The sequence below is a fragment of the Kitasatospora sp. CM 4170 genome (assembly GCF_032110285.1).
GTDB classification, from domain to species: domain Bacteria; phylum Actinomycetota; class Actinomycetes; order Streptomycetales; family Streptomycetaceae; genus Kitasatospora; species Kitasatospora aburaviensis.
In genome coordinates this window covers 5,758,220-5,779,180 of the sequence record NZ_CP134877.1, presented here as the reverse complement: position 1 = coordinate 5,779,180, position 20,961 = coordinate 5,758,220, and the positions used below count along the sequence as shown (strand labels likewise).

Here is a 20,961-nt window from a genome sequence, read left to right as displayed (position 1 = left end):
AGCGCTCACACTCTATCGACGCCCGCCGCCGGGATCGGCGGGCCTCCCGGCACCGCCGTCCAGGTGCGAGGATGGGGCCGAGTCCCCGCAGCGCGGGACCGAGGCCCCCGCAACGACGCGGTGGGCCGACCCGGCAGTCGAGGAGCGCAGTCATGGCCAAGCAGGCCCCGCAGAGCGACCCGGCGCAGGACGCCCCCGAGGTGTCGGCGCCCCAGCACGCGGCGGCCGGGCTGCCCGCGGTCGGCCACAGCCTGCGGATGGCCGCCGAGCAGATGGGCCCGCGCCGCACCCTGGCCACCCTTCTCAAGGTGAACCAGCCGAACGGCTTCGACTGCCCGGGCTGCGCCTGGCCGGAGCCGGACAAGACGCACACCGCGGAGTTCTGCGAGAACGGCGCCAAGGCCGTGGCCGAGGAGGCCACCGAGCGCCGGATCCGCGCCGAGTTCTTCGCCGCGCACTCGGTGGCCGAGCTGGCCGGGCGCTCCGGCTACTGGCTCGGCCAGCAGGGCCGGCTCACCCAGCCGATGCTGCTGGACGAGGGGGCCACCCACTACGCGCCGATCTCCTGGGACGACGCCTTCGCGCTGATCGCCGAGGAGCTGCGGGCGCTGGACACCCCGGACGGCGCCGCCTTCTACACCTCCGGCCGGACCAGCAACGAGGCCGCCTTCGCCTACCAGCTGTTCGCCCGCCGGCTGGGCACCAACAACCTGCCCGACTGCTCCAACATGTGCCACGAGTCGTCCGGCTCGGCGCTCACCGAGACGCTCGGCATCGGCAAGGGCAGCGTCTCGCTCAAGGACCTCTACCAGGCCGACCTGATCATCGTGGCCGGCCAGAACCCGGGCACCAACCACCCGCGGATGCTCTCCGCCCTGGAGCGGGCCAAGCGCGCCGGTGCCACCGTCGTCAGCGTCAACCCGCTGCCCGAGGCCGGCCTGGAGCGGTTCAAGAACCCGCAGCACGCCCGCGGCCTGGTCGGCCACGGCACCAAGCTGACCGACCTCTTCCTGCAGATCCGCCTCGGCGGCGACCTCTCCCTGTTCCGCGCGCTGAACCAGCTGATCCTGGACGCCGACGGCGGCGTCGACCGGGCGTTCGTCGAGGAGCACTGCCACGGCTTCGAGGAGTTCGCCGCCGAGGCCCGCACCACCGGCCGTGACGAGGTGCTCGCCGCCACCGGCCTGCCCTGGGAGCAGATCGAGGAGCTGGCCCGGCTGGTGCTCGGCTCCCGCAGGATCATCGTCTGCTGGGCGATGGGCCTCACCCAGCACAAGCACGCCGTGCCGACCATCCGCGAGGTGGTCAACTTCCTGCTGCTGCGGGGCAACGTGGGCCGCCCGGGGGCCGGCGTCTGCCCGGTGCGCGGGCACAGCAACGTGCAGGGCGACCGGACGATGGGCATCTTCGAGCGCCCGTCGAAGGCCTTCCTGGACGCGCTGGCCGACGAGTTCGGCTTCGAGCCGCCGCGCGCCCACGGCCTCGACTCGGTCGACACCATCCGCGGGATGCGCGACGGCCGGGTCAAGGTGTTCTTCGCGATGGGCGGCAACTTCGTCGCGGCCACCCCGGACACCGAGGTCACCGAGGCCGCGATGCGCCGCTGCCGGCTCACCGTGCACGTCTCCACCAAGCTCAACCGCTCGCACGTGGTGACCGGTGCGCGGGCGCTGATCCTGCCCACCCTCGGCCGCACCGACCGGGACGTCACCGCCAGGGGCGCCCAGTTCGTCTCCGTCGAGGACTCGATGGGCCAGGTGCACTCCTCGCGCGGCGGCCTGCGCCCGCCGGCCCCGGGGCTGCTCTCCGAGGTCGCGATCGTCTGCCGGCTGGCCCGCGCCGCGCTCGGCCCGCAGGACGACGTGCCGTGGGAGGACTTCGCCGCCGACTACGACACCCTGCGGGACCGGATCGCCCGCGTGGTGCCCGGCTTCGCGGACTTCAACGAGAAGGTCCGCCGCCCCGGCGGCTTCACGCTGCCGCACGGGCCGCGCGACTCCCGGACCTTCCCGACCGCGACCGGCAAGGCGAACTTCACGGTCAACCCGCTGACCGCGCCCGAGGTGCCGGCCGGCCGGCTGCTGCTGCAGACGCTCCGCTCGCACGACCAGTACAACACCACGATCTACGGCCTGGACGACCGCTACCGCGGCATCACCGGCGGCCGCCGGGTGGTGCTGGTCAACCCCGCCGACGCCGCCGAGCTCGGCCTGGCCGAGGGCGCGTACGTCGACCTGGTGGGCGAGTGGAAGGACGGCGTGGAGCGCCGGGCCCCGCACTTCAAGGTGGTGCACTACCCGGTCGCCCGCGGCGGCGCGGCGGCGTACTACCCCGAGACCAACGTGCTGGTGCCGCTGGACTCCACCGCCGACATCAGCAACACCCCGACCTCCAAGGCCGTGGTCATCCGCTTCGAGCCGGACAGCGGCGCGCGCTGAGCCGTCGTAACGCCGAGGGGCCGGCGGACCCGTGACGGGTCCGCCGGCCCCTCGGGCGTTCGGCGGGTCAGTTCTGCGTGGACGGCAGCGGCGTCGCCGGGGCGCTCCCCGAGGCCGGGGCGGACGCCGGGGCCGAGCCGGTGCCGCCGGCCGTGGTGGTCGCGCTCGGCGAGCCGGTCGAGGGCGCGCCCGTCCCGCTCGGCGAACCGGTGCCGCTGGGCGAGCCGGTGCCGGTCGGGGTGCCGGTGGGCGTCCCGGTCGGGGTACCGGTCGGCGTGGTCGTCGGCGTCCCGGTGGGCGTGGTGGTCGGGGTGCCGGTGGGCGTCCCGGTCGGGGTGCCGGTGGGCGTGGTCGTCGGCGTCCCGGTGGGCGTGCCGGACGGCGTCCCCGGGTCGGTCGGCGTGCCGGTGCCCGGAGCCGGGGTGGTCGGCGTGGGCGTCCCCGGGGCGGGGGTGCCGGGGTCGGTCGGCGTGCCGGGCGCGGGCGCCGGCTGGTTCGGGACGGCCGGCAGCTGGGCGGCCGGCACCGGCGCGATCGGGGTGACGGAGTCCCAGCCGGCCGGGAGGTCCGGCACCTTCCAGGCGCCGCCCGCCTCGTCCGACGCGGTCTCCGGGTCGGGCCGGACGGCGCCCAGGATCGGCATCGAGCCGATCGGCGACACCTTGATCACCGCACCCGGCCGGGGCGCCTGGACGATCAGCCCGCCGCCGATGTACAGCCCGACGTGGGTGGCGCCCTCGTAGTAGACGACCAGGTCGCCGGGGCGCAGCTGGTTCAGCGGCACGTGCTGCAGCTGGGCCCACTGCTCCTGGCTGGTCCGCGGGATCGGCTTGCCGGCGTGCAGCCAGGCCTGCGAGGTGAGGCCGGAGCAGTCGAACACGTCCGGCCCGGCGCCGCCCCACACGTACGGCTTGCCCAGCTGCGCCAGCGCGTAGGCGACGGCGCCGCGGCCGGCCAGCGACGGCGTCCGCTCGCCCTTGCCGAGCACGCCGGTGGCGAGGAAGGCCAGCTGGGCCTCGTCGGCCTTCGCCTTCTCCAGCTTCTCCAGCTCGGTGCGCTGCGCGCCGGTGAGCGAGGAGACCAGCTGTTCGAGGGCGGCGAGGTCGGTGGCGACCTTGGCCTTGGCGGTGTCCTGTTCGGCGACCAGCGCCTGCGAGGCCTTGAGCGCCTCGTCGTTCTTGCGCCGCAGCTCGGTCAGCGCGTCCCGGTCGCTCTTGAGCCGGTCCAGGAACTCGGACTGCGAGCGGCTGGCGGCGGCGAGCAGTTCGGCGATGGTGACCGCCTCGTACGGGTCCTTGGAGAGCAGCAGCTCGGCGTAGGCGGAGGCGGCGCCGTTGCGGTACTGGGCGGCGGCGAGCTGGGCGGCGACGTCGGTGCCGGCGTCCACCTGCTTCTGCTGGCGATCCAGCCGGTCCTTGAGGTCGGCGGCCGCGGCCTGCTGCTCGGCCACCTTGGTGACGGCGGCGTTGTACTGCTCGGTGGCGGCCTCGGCGCTCGTGTAGAGCTCGTGCAGCCTGTCGAGCATCGGGCCGAGGGTGGCCTTGGCGTCGGCGAGCGGGTCGGCACCGGGGGCGACGGTCGGGGCGGTGACGCCCGGAGTGCCGGGGTCGGGCGCGGCGTACGCGGCCTGGGTTCCGATCGGCAGCGCGAGCGCGGCGGCGGCGAGCAGGGCCCCGCAGCGCAGCGCGGCCCGCACCCACGGTCTCGTTCCGGCCGATTCCGTGTGCTTGGCAGCCCCGCCCATGGGTGTGTCCTCCCCGACCTGTCCGCTCCGGGGTCCCCGGAATCCCCGCTGATCCTGCCATGGGTTACCCGCCGGAAACAGACCGCACCAGGGCGGGTCGGTGAAATCTCCACTCCGGTGTGAGGCAGCTCTCAGCAAACTTGTACGAACCGGGACGATCTCCGCTAATGTCCAGCTCAGCGCAGTTGCGGACATGTTCCGTCAAGCTGTCAGACACCCTACAGACACTGGCGGAACCGTAAATCCCGGCTCAGTTCACCTTCCGTTCACCGAGCCTCCCTACCGTCGCGAGCGACACCAACGTCAGTGCGACAACTACGACGATTGTTTGGGTATGGAACACATCTCGTTCCTGGTAGCCGTTGTGATCATCACGGCGCTCGCCTTCGACTTCACCAACGGGTTCCACGACACCGCCAACGCGATGGCCACCTCCATCGCGACGGGAGCCCTTCGGCCGAAGGTCGCGGTCACCATCGCGGCCGTCCTCAACTTCGCGGGCGCGTTCCTGTCCGTGAAGGTCGCCACCACCATCTCCGGCGGCATCGTCAACGAGAAGACCGGCATCCACCCGGAGATCATCTTCGCCGCCCTGGTCGGCGCGATCCTGTGGAACCTCCTCACCTGGCTGAGGGGCCTGCCGTCCAGTTCCTCGCACGCGCTCTACGGCGGCCTGATCGGCGCCACCGTGGTCGGCGTCGGCGTCAACGGTGTCAACTTCGACACCGTGGTCACCAAGATCCTCATCCCGGCGATCGCCTCCCCGCTGGTCGCGGGCCTGGCCTCCTGGGGCGCCACCAAGCTGGCCTACGCGATCACCCGCAAGAGCAACGGCGAGACCGTCACCAAGGGCTTCAAGACCGGCCAGGTGTTCTCCTCCTCGCTGATCTCGCTGGCCCACGGCACCAACGACGCCCAGAAGACGATGGGCATCATCACCCTGACCCTGGTCTCGGTCGGCGCCCTGCCGAAGGGCGCGCTGCCCCCCACCTGGGTGATCGTCTCGGCCGGTGCCGCGATCGCGATCGGCACCTACATGGGCGGCTGGCGGATCATCCGCTCGATGGGCAAGGGCCTGGCGGACATCAAGGCGCCGCAGGGCTTCGCCTCCGAGTCGGCCGCCGCGACCGTCATCCTGACCTCCTCGCACATGGGCTTCGGCCTCTCCACCACCCAGGTCTGCTCCGGCGGCATCATGGGCGCCGGCCTCGGCGGCCCGAACGGCAAGCTGCGCTGGAGCCTGGTCCGCCGCATGGTCTACACCTGGGGTCTGACCCTGCCCGCCGCCGCCACGGTGTCCGGCGCCGCGGCCTTCGTCGCCGAGCAGGGCAACTGGGGCGTGGCCGTGGTCGGCGTCGCCCTGGTGGCCGGCTCCGGTGCGATGTGGGTCCTCTCCCGCCGCCAGCCGGTCGGCGCGGACAACGTCAACGAGGTCTCCGAGGCCGCCCCGGCCGACGCCGTCACCCCCGTCGCGGCAGGCCCGGCCGCCGTCCCCACCACCGCCTCGACCACGGTCGCGGCCTGAGCGCCGCCGGCCGAGGAGCACACACCATGCACATCAAGTGGAACGCCCTGGCGCAGACCGCCGGATTCAGCTTCGGCATCACCGTCGCCGTGGTCGCCGTCTTCGCGCTGGGCATCCTGGCGCTCTCCCGCCGCGAGGCCGCGCTGTCCGCCCGGCGCTCGGCCGCCGGCGCCGCGGCTCCGGCCGGGGGCTCCGGCAAGCTGGCCCTGGCCGGCGCGTACGCCTGCTTCGCGGTCTGCGGGGCGGCCGTCCTCTACGGGCTGTCGCTGATCGCCGGCCACTGAGCACGACGCCGAAGGGGCCGGGGCCGGCAGTACTCCGACGAGTACTGCCGGCCCCGGCCCCTTCGGCGTGTCCGGCCCCGGCCCGCGGTCAGTCCTGCCGGGAGGTGCGCAGCGCGGTCTCGCGGATGAAGAGCACCGTCACGAAGGCCAGCAGCGCGAACGGCGCCGCGACCAGGAAGACCACGCCCACCCCGTGCCCGAAGGCGTCGGTCACCAGCGGGACGACCTGGGCCGGGAGCCGGTGCAGGTCCGGGATGCCGCCGCCGGCCGCACCGCCGCCGGCCGGCAGGTGCGCGGCCGCCAGGTTCTCTGCGAGGTAGTGGCCGACCCGGTCGTTCATCAGCGCGCCGAGCGCGGAGACGCCCATCGCACCGCCCATGGTGCGGAAGAAGGTGACCACCGAGCTGGCCGCGCCGAGCTCGCCGCGCGGCACGGTGTTCTGCACCGCGAGGACGAGGTTCTGCATGGTCAGGCCGAGGCCGGTCCCGGTGACCGCCATGGAGACGGCGAGCATCCCGTAGGGGGTGTCCGCCCGGGCCGTGCCGAGCAGGGCGAAGCCGACCGCGAGCAGCAGCGTGCCGGCCACCAGGAAGGCCTTCCAGCGGCCGTACTTGGTGATCAGCCTGCCGGCCACGGTGGAGGCGACGGCCAGGCCGAGGATCATCGGCAGGGTCATCAGGCCGGCGATCGTCGGGGACTTCTCCCGGGCGAGCTGGAAGTACTGGCTGAGGAAGGTCGTCGCGCCGTACATCCCGACGCCGACCAGGACACTGGCGATCGCGGCCAGCGTGACGGTGCGGTGGCGGAACAGGTGCGGCGGGACGATCGGCTCGGCGGCGCGCCGCTCCACCGCCACGGCGAGGGCGCCCAGCGCCAGGCCGCCGCCGACCATGGCCGCGCTCTGCCAGGAGAGCCAGGCGTAGTCCTTGCCGGCCAGCGTGATCCAGATCATCAGCAGGCTCACCGCGCCGGTGATGACCAGGGCGCCCAGGTGGTCGATCCGCACCCGGCGCCTGACCACCGGCAGCTCCAGGGTGCGCTGCAGCACCGCGATCGCGGCCAGCGCGAACGGGATGCCGACGTAGAAGCACCAGCGCCAGCCCAGCCAGGAGGTGTCCACGATGACGCCGCCGATCAGCGGCCCGCCGATGGTGGCCAGGGCGAAGACGGCGCCGAAGTACCCGCCGTACCGGCCGCGCTCGCGCGGCGGGACCATCGCCGCCAGGCAGATCTGGGCCAGCGCCGTCACCCCGCCGGCGCCGATGCCCTGCAGGGCGCGGCAGGCGATCAGCTGGCCCGTGTTCTGCGAGAGGCCGGCCAGTGCGGAGGAGGCGATGTAGATGACCAGCGCGATCTGCAGCAGCAGCTTCTTGCTGGCGAGGTCGGCGAGCTTGCCCCAGATCGGGGTGGAGGCGGTGAGGGTGAGCAGCGTCGCGGTGATCACCCAGGTGTAGGCGGACTGGCCGCCGTGCAGGTCGGTGAGGATCCGGGGCAGCGCGTTCGAGACGACGGTGGAGGAGAGGACGGCCACGAAGAGGCCGAGCAGCAGGCCGGAGAGCGCCTCCATCACCTGCCGGTGGGTCATGGGTCGGTCGTCGGTGGCGGCGGCTCCGGCCGCGGCTCGGACGGTGGTCGTCATCGGGGTCCTTCGGCGGGGTGCGGGCGGAGGCGGGAACGCCGGACGGCAGGGGTAAACAGTTGCCTTACACAACCATAGGATTAATGGTTGGCTTAGGCAACCTTCTTCGAGCCCGGACAGAGTCCGGCACCGGCGCCGCCGGACCCCGGGGGCGGAGGGGTGCACCGGGCGGCGAAACTATTTCATGGTATGAAGTATTTGCTCTTCCCCTCCGGACCCATGGACAAGGAGTCGTCTGATGACCGCCGCCGGGCAGGTACCGAGGCAGGGTCTCCTCGCCGAACTGAAGGGAGCGGTCACTCCGCGCGCCGCGCTGCTGGTGATCGCCGTACTCCTGCTCCAGCTCGGCTTCATCACCTCGTACGTCGGCGCGCTCCACGAGCCCAGGCCGCACGAGCTGTCGATCGCGGTGGTCGCCCCGCCGCAGGTCTCCCCCAAGCTGGTCGCGGCACTGGAGTCGGTGCCGGACGAGGCCGTGAAGGCGGTGACCGCGCCGGACGCGGAGACCGCCACCGCGCGGATCAAGGACCAGAAGATCTACGCCGCGCTGGTCGTGAACCCGGCCGGCACCGAGGACACCCTGCTGGTCGGCGGCGCCCGCGGCCCGTCCGCCGCCAAGGCCGCCGAGGCCGTCGTCACCGGCCTGGAGAGGAGCCAGGGCCGGACGGTGAAGACCCAGGACGTGGTGCCGCTGCCCCGGTCCGACACCAACGGCCTGTCCTCCTTCTACCTGGTGATCGGCTGGTGCGTCGGCGGCTACCTGGTCGCCTCGATCCTCGGCGTCAGCGCGGGCGCCAAGCCCGCCAACGTCCACCGCGCGCTGATCCGGCTCGGCACCCTGGCGCTGTACTCCATCGCGGCCGGCATCGGCGGCGCGGTCATCGTCGGACCGGTGCTGGGCGCGCTGTCCGGCGGGTTCTGGGGCCTGGTCGGCGTCGGAGCCCTGGTGGTCTTCGCGGTCGGCGCGTTCACCATGGCGCTGCAGTGCCTGTTCGACATCATCGGGATCGGCATCGCGGTGCTGGTCTTCGTGGTGCTCGGCAACCCGAGCGCGGGCGGGGTCTTCCCGCCGCCGATGATGCCGGCGTTCTGGCGGGCGATCGGCGCCTGGATCCCGAACGGCGCCGGGACCAACGCCGCCCGCTCGATCGTCTACTTCGACGCCACCGAGCTCGCCCAGCCGCTCGCGGTGCTGGTGGTCTGGGCGCTGGTGGGCGTCGGCATCACCTTCGCCGCCGTCCTCCGCCGCCCTCCGCGCCGCAGCCGCGAGCTGCTGGAGAACCGGCCGGAGACCGCCTGACCGCCCGAACCCGGGTCACCCCTCCAACCGGCCCGGGTCGGCGACGATCGCCCGGACCACGCCGACCGCGGCTCCCAGCAGGGGGCCGCGGCGGCCCAGCCGGGAGACCCTCAGCCGCTCGCCCGACCAGGGGCGGACGGTCACCCGGGCCGCCAGCTCGGCCCGCATCGCCGGCAGCAGCCAGGGCGCCAGCTGGGCGTAGCCGCCGCCCAGCACCACCTCGGCCGGGTCGAGCAGGTTGACCGCCCCGGCCGCGGCGGTGCCCAGCGCCTCACCGGCGCCGGCCAGCGCCGCGCGCACCTCCTCGTCGCCGGCCTCGGCCCGCTCCGCCAGCATCGCCACCCAGTCGCCGCGGATCCCCTCCAGCCCGGCCGCCCGCAGCACCGCGGCCTCCCCCGCGTACTGCTCCAGGCAGCCGCGCGCCCCGCAGGCGCAGGGCGGCCCGTCCGGGTGGACCGGCACGTGGCCCAGCTCGCCCGCGTAGCCGCGGGCCCCGCGCAGGAGCCGGCCGCCGACCACGATCGCCCCGCCCACCCCGGCCTCCGCCGAGACGTGCAGGAAGTGGTCCGGCCCGCCGCCCAGCCAGAGCTCGGCGAGCCCGCCGAGGTTGGCCTCGTTGTCGGCCTCCACCGCCAGCTCCGCCAGCGTCTCCGCGCCCGCGGCCCGCAGGGCGAGCCGCAGCTCCGCGGCGAGCGACACGTCCCGCCAGCCCAGGTTGGCGGCCCGCTGCAGCACCCCGCCGCCGTCGCCGACCAGTCCGGGGACGGCCAGCGCCAGCCCGGCCGGGCGTAGCCGCGCCTCGGCGGTGGCCCGGCGCAGCAGCTCGGCGAGGTCGGCCATGACGGCGGCCGGCCGCCGGTCCCGGTTGCGGATCTCCTGGCGGCGCCAGGCGCGGACCTCGCCGCGCAGGTCGACCACGCAGGCGCCGAGGTGCTCCACGCCGATCTCGGCGCCGAGGCCGCCCGGCCCCTCGGGGTTGAGCCCGAGCGCGGTGCCCGGCCGGCCGACCTTGCCGCTGGGCGCGGCCGGGCCCTCCTCGACCAGCAGGCCGGCGGCGATCAGCTCCTCGGCCAGCGAGGAGACGGCCGCCCTGGTCAGCCCGGTCTCGGCGGCCACCTCGGCCCGGGAGCGCGGGGCGCGGGCGATCACACCGAGCACCAGCGCCAGGTTGGACCGGCGCATGCCCTGCTGGCTGGCGGGACCGGCCCGGAGGCCGTCCGTGTCGCGCATCGCCCTTCACCCCGCTCGCCGCGCTCGGCTGCCGCTCCCCGGCCGTCGGGCCGGTCGTTTGCAGCGTAACCGCGTTCGGGCGCCCGCTCCCGGTGGGGCCGGAGCGGGAAGTCGGCCGGTCCGACCTCCCGCTCCGCAGTCCGGGTCAGCGGATCCACTGCGGCTGCTCGGCCGGAGCGGCGGCCGGTTCGGCGGCCGGTTCGGCGGTCCGGGTGAAGACCCAGCGCTGCATCGCCCAGAAGCGGAACAGCATGGCGATGAAGGTGCCCACCACCATCCCGCTGAGGAAGTCGGCCACCTCCTGGGTGAGGGCCGTCACCTGCGGCTCGCGCATTTCCAGCAGGTACCGCGAGGCGATCAGCGGCAGGTCGTTGACGGCGATCGCCACCACGCTGACCAGCACGAACAGCAGCGCCTCGCGCCGCCGCCCGGTCGCCCGGAAGGACCACTGGCGGTTCAGCACGTAGGAGACCGCGGTGCCGGCGACGGTCGCGACGGTGAGCGCGACCACCGGCTTCCGCTCCAGCACGGTGAACTTCAGGGTGAAGTCGAGCACCGTGGTCAGCGTGAAGCAGAGGCCGCCGACCATCAGGAACTTCACCAGCCGGCGGTGCCTGACCAGGAACGGGCGCAGCCCGGCCGGCACCCTGGCCAGGGCCCGCTGCGTGGGGGACGGCATCTTCGCAGTGTGGCCACGCCCGCCGCCGCCCGCTACTCGGCGGCGGGCCGCCGGGGACCGGCGCCGTCACCCGGGCGGGGCGGGCCGGGGGCGCCGTACCGACCCCGAAGGGGTGCGGGGAACCGCGCCGGGTTCTCCGCACCCCTTCGGGTGAACCGTCCTCAGGCGGCGGCGACCAGCACCTCGGCCGGCTCCAGGGCCAGGCTGAGCACCTCCCGCACGTCCGAGACCGGGTGGACGGTGAGCCGCTCCAGCACCTCGGCCGGGACGTCGTCCAGGTCGGCCTCGTTCCGCTTGGGGATGATCACCGTGGTGACACCGGCCCGGTCGGCGGCGAGCAGCTTCTGCTTCACCCCGCCGATCGGCAGTACCCGCCCGGTCAGCGACACCTCACCGGTCATCGCCACGTCGGTGCGCACCTTGCGGCCGGAGAGCAGCGAGGCCAGCGCGGTGGTCATGGTGATGCCGGCGCTCGGCCCGTCCTTGGGGACGGCCCCGGCGGGGACGTGCAGGTGCACGCCGCGGTCCCGCAGCGAGGTGACCGGCAGTTCGAGCTCGGCGCCGCGCGAGCGCAGGAAGGAGAGCGCGATGTGCGCCGACTCCTTCATCACGTCGCCCAGCTGCCCGGTCAGGGTGAGCCCGGTGCCGCCGGTCTCGGCGTCGGCGAGCGAGGCCTCGATGTAGAGGACGTCGCCGCCGGCGCCGGTCACCGCGAGGCCGGTGGCCACGCCGGGGACGGCGGTGCGCCGCTCGGCCGGCTCCTGGGCCGACTCGGGGACGTGGTGCGGCCGGCCGATCAGGGCGCGCAGGTCCTCGGCGCCGATCGCGGCGGGCAGCTCGCGCTCGCCCAGCTCGCTCTGCGCGGCGATCTTGCGCAGCACCCGGGCGATCGAGCGTTCGAGGTTCCGCACGCCGGCCTCGCGGGTGTACTCGCCGGCCAGCCGGCGCAGCGCCTCCTCGTCGACCGCGACCTCGCCGGTCTTCAGGCCGGCCTTCTCCAGCTGGCGCGGGAGCAGGTGGTCACGGGCGATGACGACCTTCTCGTCCTCGGTGTAGCCGTCCAGCCGGACCAGCTCCATCCGGTCGAGCAGCGGCTCGGGGATGGCCTCCAGCACGTTGGCGGTGGCGAGGAAGACGACGTCGGAGAGGTCCAGCTCGACCTCCAGGTAGTGGTCCCGGAAGGTGTGGTTCTGCGCCGGGTCCAGCACCTCCAGCAGGGCGGCCGCCGGGTCTCCGCGGTAGTCGGAGCCGACCTTGTCGATCTCGTCCAGCAGGACCACCGGGTTCATCGAGCCGGCCTCCTTGACGGCGCGCACCAGGCGGCCGGGCAGCGCGCCGACGTAGGTGCGCCGGTGGCCGCGGATCTCGGCCTCGTCCCGGACGCCGCCGAGCGCCACCCGGACGAAGTTGCGGCCCATGGCGCGGGCCACCGACTCGCCGAGCGAGGTCTTGCCGACGCCGGGCGGGCCGACCAGCGCGAGCACCGCGCCGCCGCGGCGCCCGCCGACCAGCCCGAGGCCCTGGTCGGCCCGGCGCTTGCGGACCGCCAGGTACTCGACGATCCGGTCCTTCACGTCGGCCAGGCCGGAGTGGTCGGCGTCCAGCACAGCGCGGGCACCGGCGATGTCGTAGGCGTCCTCGGTGCGCTCGTTCCAGGGCAGCTCCAGGACGGTGTCCAGCCAGGTGCGGATCCAGGAGCCCTCCGGCGACTGGTCGGAGGCCCGCTCCAGCTTGTCGACCTCCTTGAGCGCGGCCTCGCGGACCTTCTCCGGCAGGTCCGCGGCCTCGACCCGGGCGCGGTAGTCGCCCTCCTCGTCGGCCGGGTCGCCGTTCAGCTCGGCCAGCTCCTTGCGGACGGCCTCCAGCTGCCGGCGGAGCAGGAACTCCTTCTGCTGCTTGGCCACGCCCTCCTCGACGTCCTTGCGGATGGTGTCGTTGACCTCCTCCTCGGCGAGGTGGTCGCGCAGCAGTGTGAGCGCGTACTCCAGCCGGGCCACCTGGTCGGCCTCCAGCAGCACCTTGAGCTTCTGCTCGGCGGTGACGAAGGGCGCGTAGCCGATGTTGTCGGCCAGCTCGCCGACGCCCTCGATCTGGGCCACCCGGTCGACGATCTGCCAGGCGCCGCGCCGGCGCAGCCACTGGGTGGAGAGCGCCTTGTACTCCTTCACCAGCTCGGCGGCGCGCCCGGCCACCGGGGTGCCGACCGAGGACTCCCGGAAGGGCGTGGTCTCCACCCAGAGGGCCGCGCCGGGCCCGGTGGTGCCGACGCCGATCCGGACCCGGCGCACGGCGCGGACCAGCGCGGCCGGGTCGCCGTCGGCCAGCCGGCCGACCTGTTCGACCGTGGCGAGGGTGCCGGCCGCCGCGTACGAGCCGTCCACCCGCGGGACCAGCAGGACCTGGGGCTTGCCGGTGCCGGTGGCCGCGGCGCGCGCGGCCTCCACCGCGGCACGCACCTCGGTGTCCTTCAGGTCCAGCGGGACGACCATGCCCGGGAGCACGACCTCGTCGTCGAGCGGCAGCACGGGCAGGGTGAGCGGTGTGGACGTCGATGCCATGATCTCTCCCCAGTCAGTGAACTTGAGCTGACCTGACTAAGGTTTGGCGAGCCCCGGATGTTCCCCACCCCGCGTTCGCCGTGAGCGAACAGGGAAGGGCGCCGGAGGGCCCGTCAAAAGCACCTGCGGAGGGTCACATCCGGTCGAGCACCGCGGCCCCGCCGGACGCCGAGGGCGCGCCCGACGCGGTGGGGGCGGCCGCCGGCGCCGGAGCCTGGGCGGCCTCCCCGGGGCGGTGCGCACGCCGGTCGGGGACGCGGCGCAGCCAGCGCCAGAGCGCCACCCCGACCAGCAGCGCGGCCGGGTGGCCGATCCCGGTCACCAGGTCCCGGTCGGTGGCGTACTGCTCGGCGAGCAGCAGCGCGGCGCCGGCCAGCGCGAGCAGCCGGCCGCGCGGCCGGAGCAGTCCGGCCAGGGCGGCGAGGCTGGTGAGCACGCCGTAGCTGACACCGATGTCGAGGCGGTCGAGCTCGGCGGCGTCCAGCCGCCCCGCCAACACGGCGGCGATCACCACGCCCTGGGAGAGCACCGTCGCGGTGATGTGGCCGATCCCGAACACCGCCGCCGCCCGCGCCGCGCCGACCCGGCGCTCCAGTGGCGCGACGGTGAAGGCGAAGGCCCAGAGGTACGGCATCCAGACCGTCCCGGCCACCCAGAAGCCGCTGAGCAGCAGCGCGCGCAGCGGGTGGTGCACCAGGTTGTCCCCGTCCGAGCTGGACGCCTCCTGCAGGCGGAGCACCAGGTCCGGGTCGGCGAGCATGGCGAAGGTGGTGGTGGCGCCGACCACGGCGACGTACCCGAGCGCGAAGGGGTTGCGCCGGGGGGTCGGCACCCGGGCCAGCAGCCAGCCGAGCAGTGTCGACCGGAGCCCGAGCCGCAGCATCCCGTACGGCGGCCCGGAACCGGCGACCGCACCGGGCCCTCGGCGCGGTCCGCTCCGCTCGGCGCCGATCCGCAGCCCCGCCATGCCGCCTCCGCTCCAGACCCCGCAGCCCTCGGCTCCCCGTCCGGTGCCCAACGTACCGGCGAACGCCGGAAATCCCGCCCCCCGATCTTTGTCGTGGCCACGTTACGTCCGGGTCCTGGGAGTCCGCTGGGAGTTCCCCGTGAAGATCGGCGGACCGCCGGCGGCCGGAACCCCGGCATTTGGTCCGGACCATCCCTCTGTTTACGCACGAGTAGCGGCTCTGACCGGCGGCTCGGCGTCAACTGGACTGCATACATACCGTTACGCAGTGAAAATTCGCCGGGTAAGGTATCGGCCCGTGCCCACTTCCGAGTGGGTCCGAGGGCGGCCCGACAAGCCGGCCCGCGGGCCGGAAACATCCGGTCCACCTGCCGGGAGGCACCCGTTGTCCGTACGCTGCGGAGTGCGCGGGAGACGTGGGCAGTCCACACCTGCCCACCGATCCACGCGCATTCGTACGGGACGGCGGACCCGGCACAGTCCACGACGGAACAAGACTACGAGCGGAGCCCCGCCATCCCCACAGGTGGCCGGCCCGCAGCCCTGGGGGCGGTGGCGTGACCGTGACAGAAATTCAGCAGGACAACCACAACAGCGGCGGCACGGTGAGCAGCCAGCGCAGAGTGCTGGTGGTGGAGGACGAGCCCACGATCGCGGAGTCGATCGCGGCCCGGCTGGGTGCGGAGGGCTTCAAGGTCGCCGTGGCCCACGACGGGCCGGGCGCGGTCGACGGCTTCCACACCTGGCAGCCGGACCTGGTCGTCCTCGACATCATGCTGCCCGGCTTCGACGGCCTGGAAGTGTGCCGCCGGATCCAGGCCCAGCGCCCGGTGCCGGTCCTGATGCTGACCGCGCGCGACGACGAGACGGACCTGCTGGTCGGCCTCGGCGTCGGGGCGGACGACTACATGACCAAGCCGTTCTCCATGCGGGAGCTGGCGGCCCGGGTCAACGTGCTGCTGCGCCGCGTCGAGCGCGCCCAGCAGGCGGCCCGCACGCCCGCGCTCGGCAGCCTGCGCTTCGGCGAGCTGGAGATCGACCACGTGCAGCGGCGGGTCCGGCTGGCCTCGGGCGACGTCCACCTGACGCCGACCGAGTTCGACCTGCTCGCCTGCCTGGCCGCGCAGCCGCGCGCCGTGCTGACCCGCGAGCAGCTGCTGGCCGAGGTCTGGGACTGGACGGACGCGTCCGGCACCCGCACCGTCGACAGCCACGTCAAGGCGCTGCGCCGCAAGATCGGCGCCAGCTGGATCCGCACCGTCCACGGTGTCGGGTACGCGCTGGAGGCTCCGCTCTCCTAAGCGGCGCCTCGGGCACCGGGCCTCCGGGGGGCCCGTGTCCCGAACCGCCGTGCACACCATGCGGGGGACCACCGCACGCGGGGGATCACAGGGACCAATGACCTTTCCACAGCAACGCAACGGGGCCGCCGACGGCACCCGGCGGCCGACCCTGGCCGCCCGCGCCGCCCGCCGGGTCTGGGCCGACATCCGGCCGCTCGACCCGGTCCGCTCGATCAAGGGCAAGCTCGCCCTCCTGGTGATCGTCTCGGTCTTCCTGGCCACCGGGATGGTCGTCGTGGCGATCCGGTCCGAGACGCAGATCCGGATCATCATGGTCTTCTCCATGATCGCCTCGCTGCTCTTCATGCAGTTCCTCGCGCACGGGCTGACCGCCCCGCTGCGCGACATGACCGCCGCCGCCCGCGCGATGGCCTCCGGCGACTACAGCCGCCGGGTCGAGGTGAACTCGCGCGACGAGATCGGCGAGCTGGCGGCCACCTTCAACCAGATGGCGGCCGATCTGGAGGCCGCCGACCGGCACCGCCGCGAACTGGTCGCCAACGTCTCGCACGAGCTGCGCACGCCCATCGCCGCGCTGCGCGCCGTGCTGGAGAACGTGGTCGACGGCGTGGTCCAGCCGAATCCGGCGACCCTGGGCGCAGCGCTGGAACAGACCGAACGGCTCGGCCGGCTGGTCACCCACCTCCTGGACCTCTCCAAGATCGACGACGGCGTGGTCGACCTGGACGCCCGTCCGTTCGAGGTCCGCGAGTTCCTGGACGGCGTGCTGCGCGGGGTCACCGTGGACGGCGCGACGGCCGGCGGGGCGTTCTCCCGGCGCGGCGACGTCCGGCTCGCCCTGGAGGTCAGCCCGGCCGGGCTGACCGGCGTGGCGGACCCGGAGCGGCTCCACCAGGTGGTCGCCAACCTGGTCGACAACGCCTGCAAGCACTCCCCGCCCGGCGGCACCGTGACGGTCCGCGCCCGGCCCGGCGACGGGCCCGGCGCCCTGCTGCTGGAGGTCGAGGACGAGGGTCCGGGCATCCCGGCGGCCGACCGCGGCCGGGTCTTCGAGCGGTTCAGCCGCAGCGGCACCGCCACCGCCCAGGGGCCGGGCTCCGACGGCGGCACCGGCCTGGGGCTGGCCATCGCCCGCTGGGCGGTGGACCTGCACGGCGGGCGGATCGAGGTGGCCGAGGCCGCCCGCGGCTGCCGGATCGAGGTCCGGCTGCCCGGCCCCCGGTGACCGGGAGCAACGATTCGGGCACCGCCCATGTCACAGAAGCGACACAGACGCGGACGGAGGATCGTCCGCAGACCGTCCAAGGTTTTGTCCGGTTCTGTCCGGGTATGGTGCCCGATCAGGCGCGATCGGTTCCCATCCCTAGCCAGTTTCTAACGCACATTTTCAGCCAAACCGCAGGTCAGGACTGTGATCTGGGCGACGCCTGCGCCCTGGGGACTGCGCGATCACTGGTCAGGGGCGTAGCCTTAATCCCCGCTGTCCAAACATCCCAAAAGGAAGCGGAAGAGGGCGGTTGCCGCCGTGTCGCCACAGTCCCCAGAACCCCCAAACAGCTCGGCAAGCTCCACTGGCTTCGGCCCCAATGAGTGGCTCGTCGACGAGATCTACCAGCAGTACCTCCAGGACCCGAACTCGGTCGACCGAGCCTGGTGGGACTTTTTCGCCGACTACAAGCCCGGTACCGAGGTGACCCCAGTGACCCAGGCCGCGACCCAGGCCGGCCCCACGCCGACCCCTGCCGCTGCCCCCGCGCCCGCCGCTGCTCCGGCCGCGCCGGCCCCCGCCGCACCGGTCGCGCCCGCGCCGGCCGCCGCGGCCCCGGCTCCCGCGCCGCTCGCCGCAGCGCCCGCCGCGCCGCCGGCCCCCAAGGCCGCCGCCCCGGCCCCGGCTCCGGCCGCGGCCGACGCCGTGACCGGCCCCGAGCTGGTCCAGCTCCGCGGCCCGGCCAAGGCCGTCGCGACCAACATGGACGCCTCGCTGGAGGTGCCGACCGCGACCTCGGTCCGCGCCGTCCCGGCCAAGCTGTTGATCGACAACCGCATCGTCATCAACAACCACCTGCAGCGCGCCCGCGGCGGCAAGGTCTCCTTCACCCACCTGATCGGCTACGCCCTGGTCCAGGCCGTCAAGGCCTCCCCGGGCATGAACCACAGCTACAAGGTGGAGGACGGCAAGTCCTTCCTGGTCAAGCCCGACCACGTGAACCTGGGCCTGGCCATCGACCTGGTGAAGCCCAACGGCGACCGCCAGCTCGTCGTCGCGGCCATCAAGAAGGCCGAGACCCTCGACTTCTTCGGCTTCTGGCAGGCCTACGAGGACATCGTCCGCCGGGCCCGCGCCAACAAGCTGACCATGGACGACTTCACCGGCGTCACGGTCTCGCTGACCAACCCCGGCGGCATCGGCACCGTGCACTCCGTGCCGCGCCTGATGCAGAACCAGGGCACCATCGTCGGCGTCGGCGCCATGGAGTACCCGGCCGAGTTCCAGGGCTCCGCCCCGGAGACCCTGGCCCGGCTCGGCGTCTCCAAGATCATGACGCTGACCTCGACCTACGACCACCGCGTCATCCAGGGCGCGGCGTCGGGCGAGTTCCTGCGCACGATCCACCAGCTGCTGCTCGGGCAGAACGGCTTCTACGACGAGATCTTCGAGTCGCTGCGGATCCCGTACGAGCCGGTCCGCTGGGCCACCGACGTCGCCACCACCCACGACGACGAGGTCAACAAGACCGCCCGCGTCATCGAGCTGATCCACTCCTACCGGGTCCGCGGCCACCTGATGGCCGACACCGACCCGCTGGAGTACAAGCAGCGCAAGCACCCCGACCTGGACGTCACCACCCACGGCCTCACCCTGTGGGACCTGGAGCGCGAGTTCGCGGTCGGCGGCTTCGGCGGCCAGCGGATGATGAAGCTCCGCGACATCCTCGGCCTGCTGCGCAACACCTACTGCCGCACCGTCGGCATCGAGTACATGCACATCCAGGACCCGAAGCAGCGCAAGTGGCTGCAGGAGCGCCTGGAGAAGCCGTACACCAAGCCCGAGCGCGAGGAGCAGCTGCGCATCCTGCGCCGGCTGAACTCGGCCGAGGCCTTCGAGACGTTCCTGCAGACCAAGTACGTCGGCCAGAAGCGCTTCTCGCTGGAGGGCGGCGAGTCGCTCATCCCGCTGCTGGACGCCACCATCGACGCCGCCGCCGAGCACCGCCTCGACGAGGCCGTCATCGGCATGGCCCACCGCGGCCGCCTCAACGTGCTGGCCAACATCGTCGGCAAGCCGTACGGCAAGATCTTCGGCGAGTTCGAGGGCAACCTCGACCCGAAGTCGATGCACGGCTCCGGCGACGTGAAGTACCACCTCGGCTCCGAGGGCACCTTCACCGGCCTGGACGGCGAGACCATCAAGGTCTCGCTCGCCGCGAACCCCTCCCACCTGGAGGCCGTGGACCCGGTCGTCGAGGGCATCGCCCGCGCCAAGCAGGACATCCTGGACCAGGGCGGCACCACCTTCCCGGTGCTGCCGATCCAGATCCACGGCGACGCGGCCTTCGCCGGCCAGGGCGTCGTCGCGGAGACCCTGAACATGTCGCAGCTGCGCGGCTACCGCACCGGCGGCACCGTGCACGTCGTGGTGAACAACCAGGTCGGCTTCACCGCCGCCCCGGCGTCCTCGCGCTCCTCGATGTACTGCACCGACGTGGCCCGCATGATCGAGGCCCCGATCTTCCACGTGAACGGCGACGACCCGGAGGCCGTGGTCCGCGTCGCGCGGCTCGCCTTCGAGTTCCGCCAGGAGTTCCACAAGGACGTGGTGATCGACCTCATCTGCTACCGCCGCCGCGGTCACAACGAGGCCGACAACCCGTCGTTCACCCAGCCGCTGATGTACGACCTGATCGACAAGAAGCGCTCGGTGCGCAAGCTCTACACCGAGGGCCTGATCGGTCGCGGCGACATCACCATGGAAGAGGCGGAGCAGGCGCTCCAGGACTTCCAGGGCCAGCTGGAGAAGGTCTTCGCCGAGGTCCGCGACGCCGCCCAGGCGCCGGCCCCGGCCGCCAACGGCAAGCCGGTCGCCGACTTCCCGGTCTCCATCCAGACCGGCATCTCCCAGGAGATGGTCAAGCGGATCGCCGCCTCGCAGGTCAACCTGCCGGACTGGCTGACCGTCCACCCGCGCCTGCTGCCGCAGCTGCAGCGCCGCGCCGGCTCGGTCGAGGACAACACCATCGACTGGGCGATGGGCGAGACCCTCGCCATCGGCTCGCTGCTGATGGAGGGCCACCCGGTCCGCCTGGCCGGCCAGGACAGCCGCCGCGGCACCTTCGGCCAGCGCCACGCCGTCCTGATCGACCGGAACACCGGCGAGGACTACACCCCGCTGCTGTACCTGACCGAGGACCAGGCCCGCTACACCGTGTACGACAGCCTGCTGTCCGAGTACGCGGCCATGGGCTTCGAGTACGGCTACTCGCTGACCCGCCCGAACGCGCTGGTCATGTGGGAGGCGCAGTTCGGCGACTTCGTCAACGGCGCGCAGACCATGGTGGACGAGTACATCGCGTCCGCCGAGCAGAAGTGGGGCCAGCACTCGGGCGTCGTCCTGCTGCTGCCGCACGGCTACGAGGGCCAGGGCCCGGACCACTCGTCCGCCCGCCCGGAGCGCTTCCTGCAGCTGTGCGCGCAGAACAACATGACGGTCGCCATGCCGACCCTGCCGTCGAACTACTTCCACCTGCTGCGCTGGCAGGCGCACAACCCGCACCACAAGCCGCTGGTCGTCTTCACCCCGAAGTCGATGCTGCGTCTCAAGGCCGCGGCGAGTGCGACCGAGGAGTTCCTGTCCGGCTCGTTCCGCCCGGTCATCGGCGACAGCACCGTCGACCCGTCGCAGGTCCGCAAGGTGGTCATCACCGCGGGCAAGTTCTACTACGACGTCGAGGCGGCGCGCGCCGAGCGCGGGGTCACCGACACCGCGATCGTCCGGGTCGAGCGGCTCTACCCGCTGCCGGTGGCCGAGCTCCAGGAGGAGCTGGCCCGCTACGGCGACGACGTCCAGTTCATCTGGGCCCAGGAGGAGCCGGCCAACCAGGGCGGCTGGCCGTTCATCGCGATGAACCTGGTCGACCACCTGCAGGTCGTCATCGGCCGCAGCGCCAACGGCTCGCGCCTGCGCCGCGTCGCCCGCACGGCCTCCTCGGCCCCCGCGGTCGGCTCGGCCAAGCGCCACGCCGCCGAGCAGCAGGCGCTGCTGGAGGAGATCTTCTCGCTCTGATCCCGCTCCGGC

The 20,961-nt window shown here is 73.2% G+C and carries 13 protein-coding genes; 7 read left to right on the top strand and 6 right to left on the bottom strand.

Annotation, left to right across the window (positions count from 1 at the left end; all coding sequences use genetic code 11):
* Nucleotides 1-152 precede the first annotated feature (152 nt).
* Nucleotides 153-2,438: an FdhF/YdeP family oxidoreductase gene (locus tag RMN57_RS24750; RefSeq protein ID WP_313765522.1), complete on the top strand. Its 2,286-nt coding sequence runs from the start codon at nt 153-155 to the stop codon at nt 2,436-2,438.
* A 67-nt stretch (nt 2,439-2,505) separates the two neighbouring features.
* Here the strand turns inward: RMN57_RS24750 and RMN57_RS24745 are convergent, their stop codons facing one another.
* Nucleotides 2,506-4,182, bottom strand: a complete 1,677-nt coding sequence (locus RMN57_RS24745; protein ID WP_313765521.1) for an NlpC/P60 family protein — start codon at nt 4,180-4,182, stop codon at nt 2,506-2,508.
* Nucleotides 4,183-4,516: 334 nt separating this feature from the next.
* Here RMN57_RS24745 and RMN57_RS24740 point away from each other — a divergent pair, with 334 nt between their 5' ends.
* Both RMN57_RS24740 and RMN57_RS24735 read left to right on the top strand, forming a co-directional pair.
* Nucleotides 4,517-5,707, top strand: coding sequence for an inorganic phosphate transporter (locus tag RMN57_RS24740; protein ID WP_313765520.1), 1,191 nt, complete (start codon nt 4,517-4,519; stop codon nt 5,705-5,707).
* Nucleotides 5,708-5,733: 26 nt separating this feature from the next.
* Entirely contained in the window at nt 5,734-5,991 is a 258-nt protein-coding gene (locus tag RMN57_RS24735; RefSeq protein WP_313765519.1) for a hypothetical protein, read from the top strand.
* An 88-nt stretch (nt 5,992-6,079) separates the two neighbouring features.
* On the opposite strand, the gene RMN57_RS24730 is transcribed toward RMN57_RS24735, so the two are convergent.
* Nucleotides 6,080-7,630 (bottom strand): MDR family MFS transporter, encoded by a 1,551-nt coding sequence (locus RMN57_RS24730; protein ID WP_313765518.1) that lies wholly within the window; start codon nt 7,628-7,630, stop codon nt 6,080-6,082.
* Nucleotides 7,631-7,868: 238 nt separating this feature from the next.
* Between RMN57_RS24730 and RMN57_RS24725 the strand changes: the two genes are divergently transcribed.
* Nucleotides 7,869-8,930, top strand: a complete 1,062-nt coding sequence (locus RMN57_RS24725; RefSeq protein ID WP_313765517.1) for an ABC transporter permease — start codon at nt 7,869-7,871, stop codon at nt 8,928-8,930.
* 15 nt (nt 8,931-8,945) lie between these two features.
* On the opposite strand, the gene RMN57_RS24720 is transcribed toward RMN57_RS24725, so the two are convergent.
* The 4 genes from RMN57_RS24720 to RMN57_RS24705 all read right to left on the bottom strand — a co-directional run bounded on the left by RMN57_RS24720 (nt 8,946) and on the right by RMN57_RS24705 (nt 14,364).
* Nucleotides 8,946-10,160, bottom strand: a complete 1,215-nt coding sequence (locus RMN57_RS24720; protein WP_313765516.1) for an ROK family transcriptional regulator — start codon at nt 10,158-10,160, stop codon at nt 8,946-8,948.
* Between the two features lie 145 nt (nt 10,161-10,305).
* Nucleotides 10,306-10,839: a GtrA family protein gene (locus RMN57_RS24715; RefSeq protein ID WP_313765515.1), complete on the bottom strand. Its 534-nt coding sequence runs from the start codon at nt 10,837-10,839 to the stop codon at nt 10,306-10,308.
* Between the two features lie 161 nt (nt 10,840-11,000).
* A complete protein-coding gene (lon, locus tag RMN57_RS24710; RefSeq protein WP_313765514.1) occupies nt 11,001-13,397 on the bottom strand; it encodes an endopeptidase La in 2,397 nt (798 codons plus the stop codon).
* A 133-nt stretch (nt 13,398-13,530) separates the two neighbouring features.
* Nucleotides 13,531-14,364 (bottom strand): rhomboid-like protein, encoded by an 834-nt coding sequence (locus tag RMN57_RS24705; protein WP_313765513.1) that lies wholly within the window; start codon nt 14,362-14,364, stop codon nt 13,531-13,533.
* A 563-nt stretch (nt 14,365-14,927) separates the two neighbouring features.
* On the opposite strand from RMN57_RS24705, the gene RMN57_RS24700 reads away from it, so the two are divergent.
* The 3 genes from RMN57_RS24700 (at nt 14,928) to RMN57_RS24690 (ending at nt 20,949) form a co-directional block, all read left to right on the top strand.
* Entirely contained in the window at nt 14,928-15,665 is a 738-nt protein-coding gene (locus RMN57_RS24700; protein ID WP_238865320.1) for a response regulator transcription factor, read from the top strand.
* Between the two features lie 97 nt (nt 15,666-15,762).
* A complete protein-coding gene (locus tag RMN57_RS24695; protein ID WP_313765512.1) occupies nt 15,763-16,893 on the top strand; it encodes an ATP-binding protein in 1,131 nt (376 codons plus the stop codon).
* Nucleotides 16,894-17,193: 300 nt separating this feature from the next.
* On the top strand, nt 17,194-20,949 hold the full coding sequence (locus RMN57_RS24690) for a multifunctional oxoglutarate decarboxylase/oxoglutarate dehydrogenase thiamine pyrophosphate-binding subunit/dihydrolipoyllysine-residue succinyltransferase subunit (RefSeq protein WP_313765511.1): 3,756 nt from the start codon (nt 17,194-17,196) through the stop codon (nt 20,947-20,949).
* Nucleotides 20,950-20,961: the final 12 nt, after the last annotated feature.

Coding starts and splice junctions, on each gene's coding strand:
- RMN57_RS24725 (WP_313765517.1), top strand. CDS start 7,869: ATGACCGCCGCCGGGCAGGTACCGAGGCAGGGTCTCCTCGCCGAACTG.
- lon (WP_313765514.1), bottom strand. CDS start 13,397: ATGGCATCGACGTCCACACCGCTCACCCTGCCCGTGCTGCCGCTCGAC.
- RMN57_RS24715 (WP_313765515.1), bottom strand. CDS start 10,839: ATGCCGTCCCCCACGCAGCGGGCCCTGGCCAGGGTGCCGGCCGGGCTG.
- RMN57_RS24730 (WP_313765518.1), bottom strand. CDS start 7,630: ATGACGACCACCGTCCGAGCCGCGGCCGGAGCCGCCGCCACCGACGAC.
- RMN57_RS24750 (WP_313765522.1), top strand. CDS start 153: ATGGCCAAGCAGGCCCCGCAGAGCGACCCGGCGCAGGACGCCCCCGAG.
- RMN57_RS24720 (WP_313765516.1), bottom strand. CDS start 10,160: ATGCGCGACACGGACGGCCTCCGGGCCGGTCCCGCCAGCCAGCAGGGC.
- RMN57_RS24695 (WP_313765512.1), top strand. CDS start 15,763: ATGACCTTTCCACAGCAACGCAACGGGGCCGCCGACGGCACCCGGCGG.
- RMN57_RS24745 (WP_313765521.1), bottom strand. CDS start 4,182: ATGGGCGGGGCTGCCAAGCACACGGAATCGGCCGGAACGAGACCGTGG.
- RMN57_RS24740 (WP_313765520.1), top strand. CDS start 4,517: ATGGAACACATCTCGTTCCTGGTAGCCGTTGTGATCATCACGGCGCTC.
- RMN57_RS24735 (WP_313765519.1), top strand. CDS start 5,734: ATGCACATCAAGTGGAACGCCCTGGCGCAGACCGCCGGATTCAGCTTC.
- RMN57_RS24705 (WP_313765513.1), bottom strand. CDS start 14,364: ATGGCGGGGCTGCGGATCGGCGCCGAGCGGAGCGGACCGCGCCGAGGG.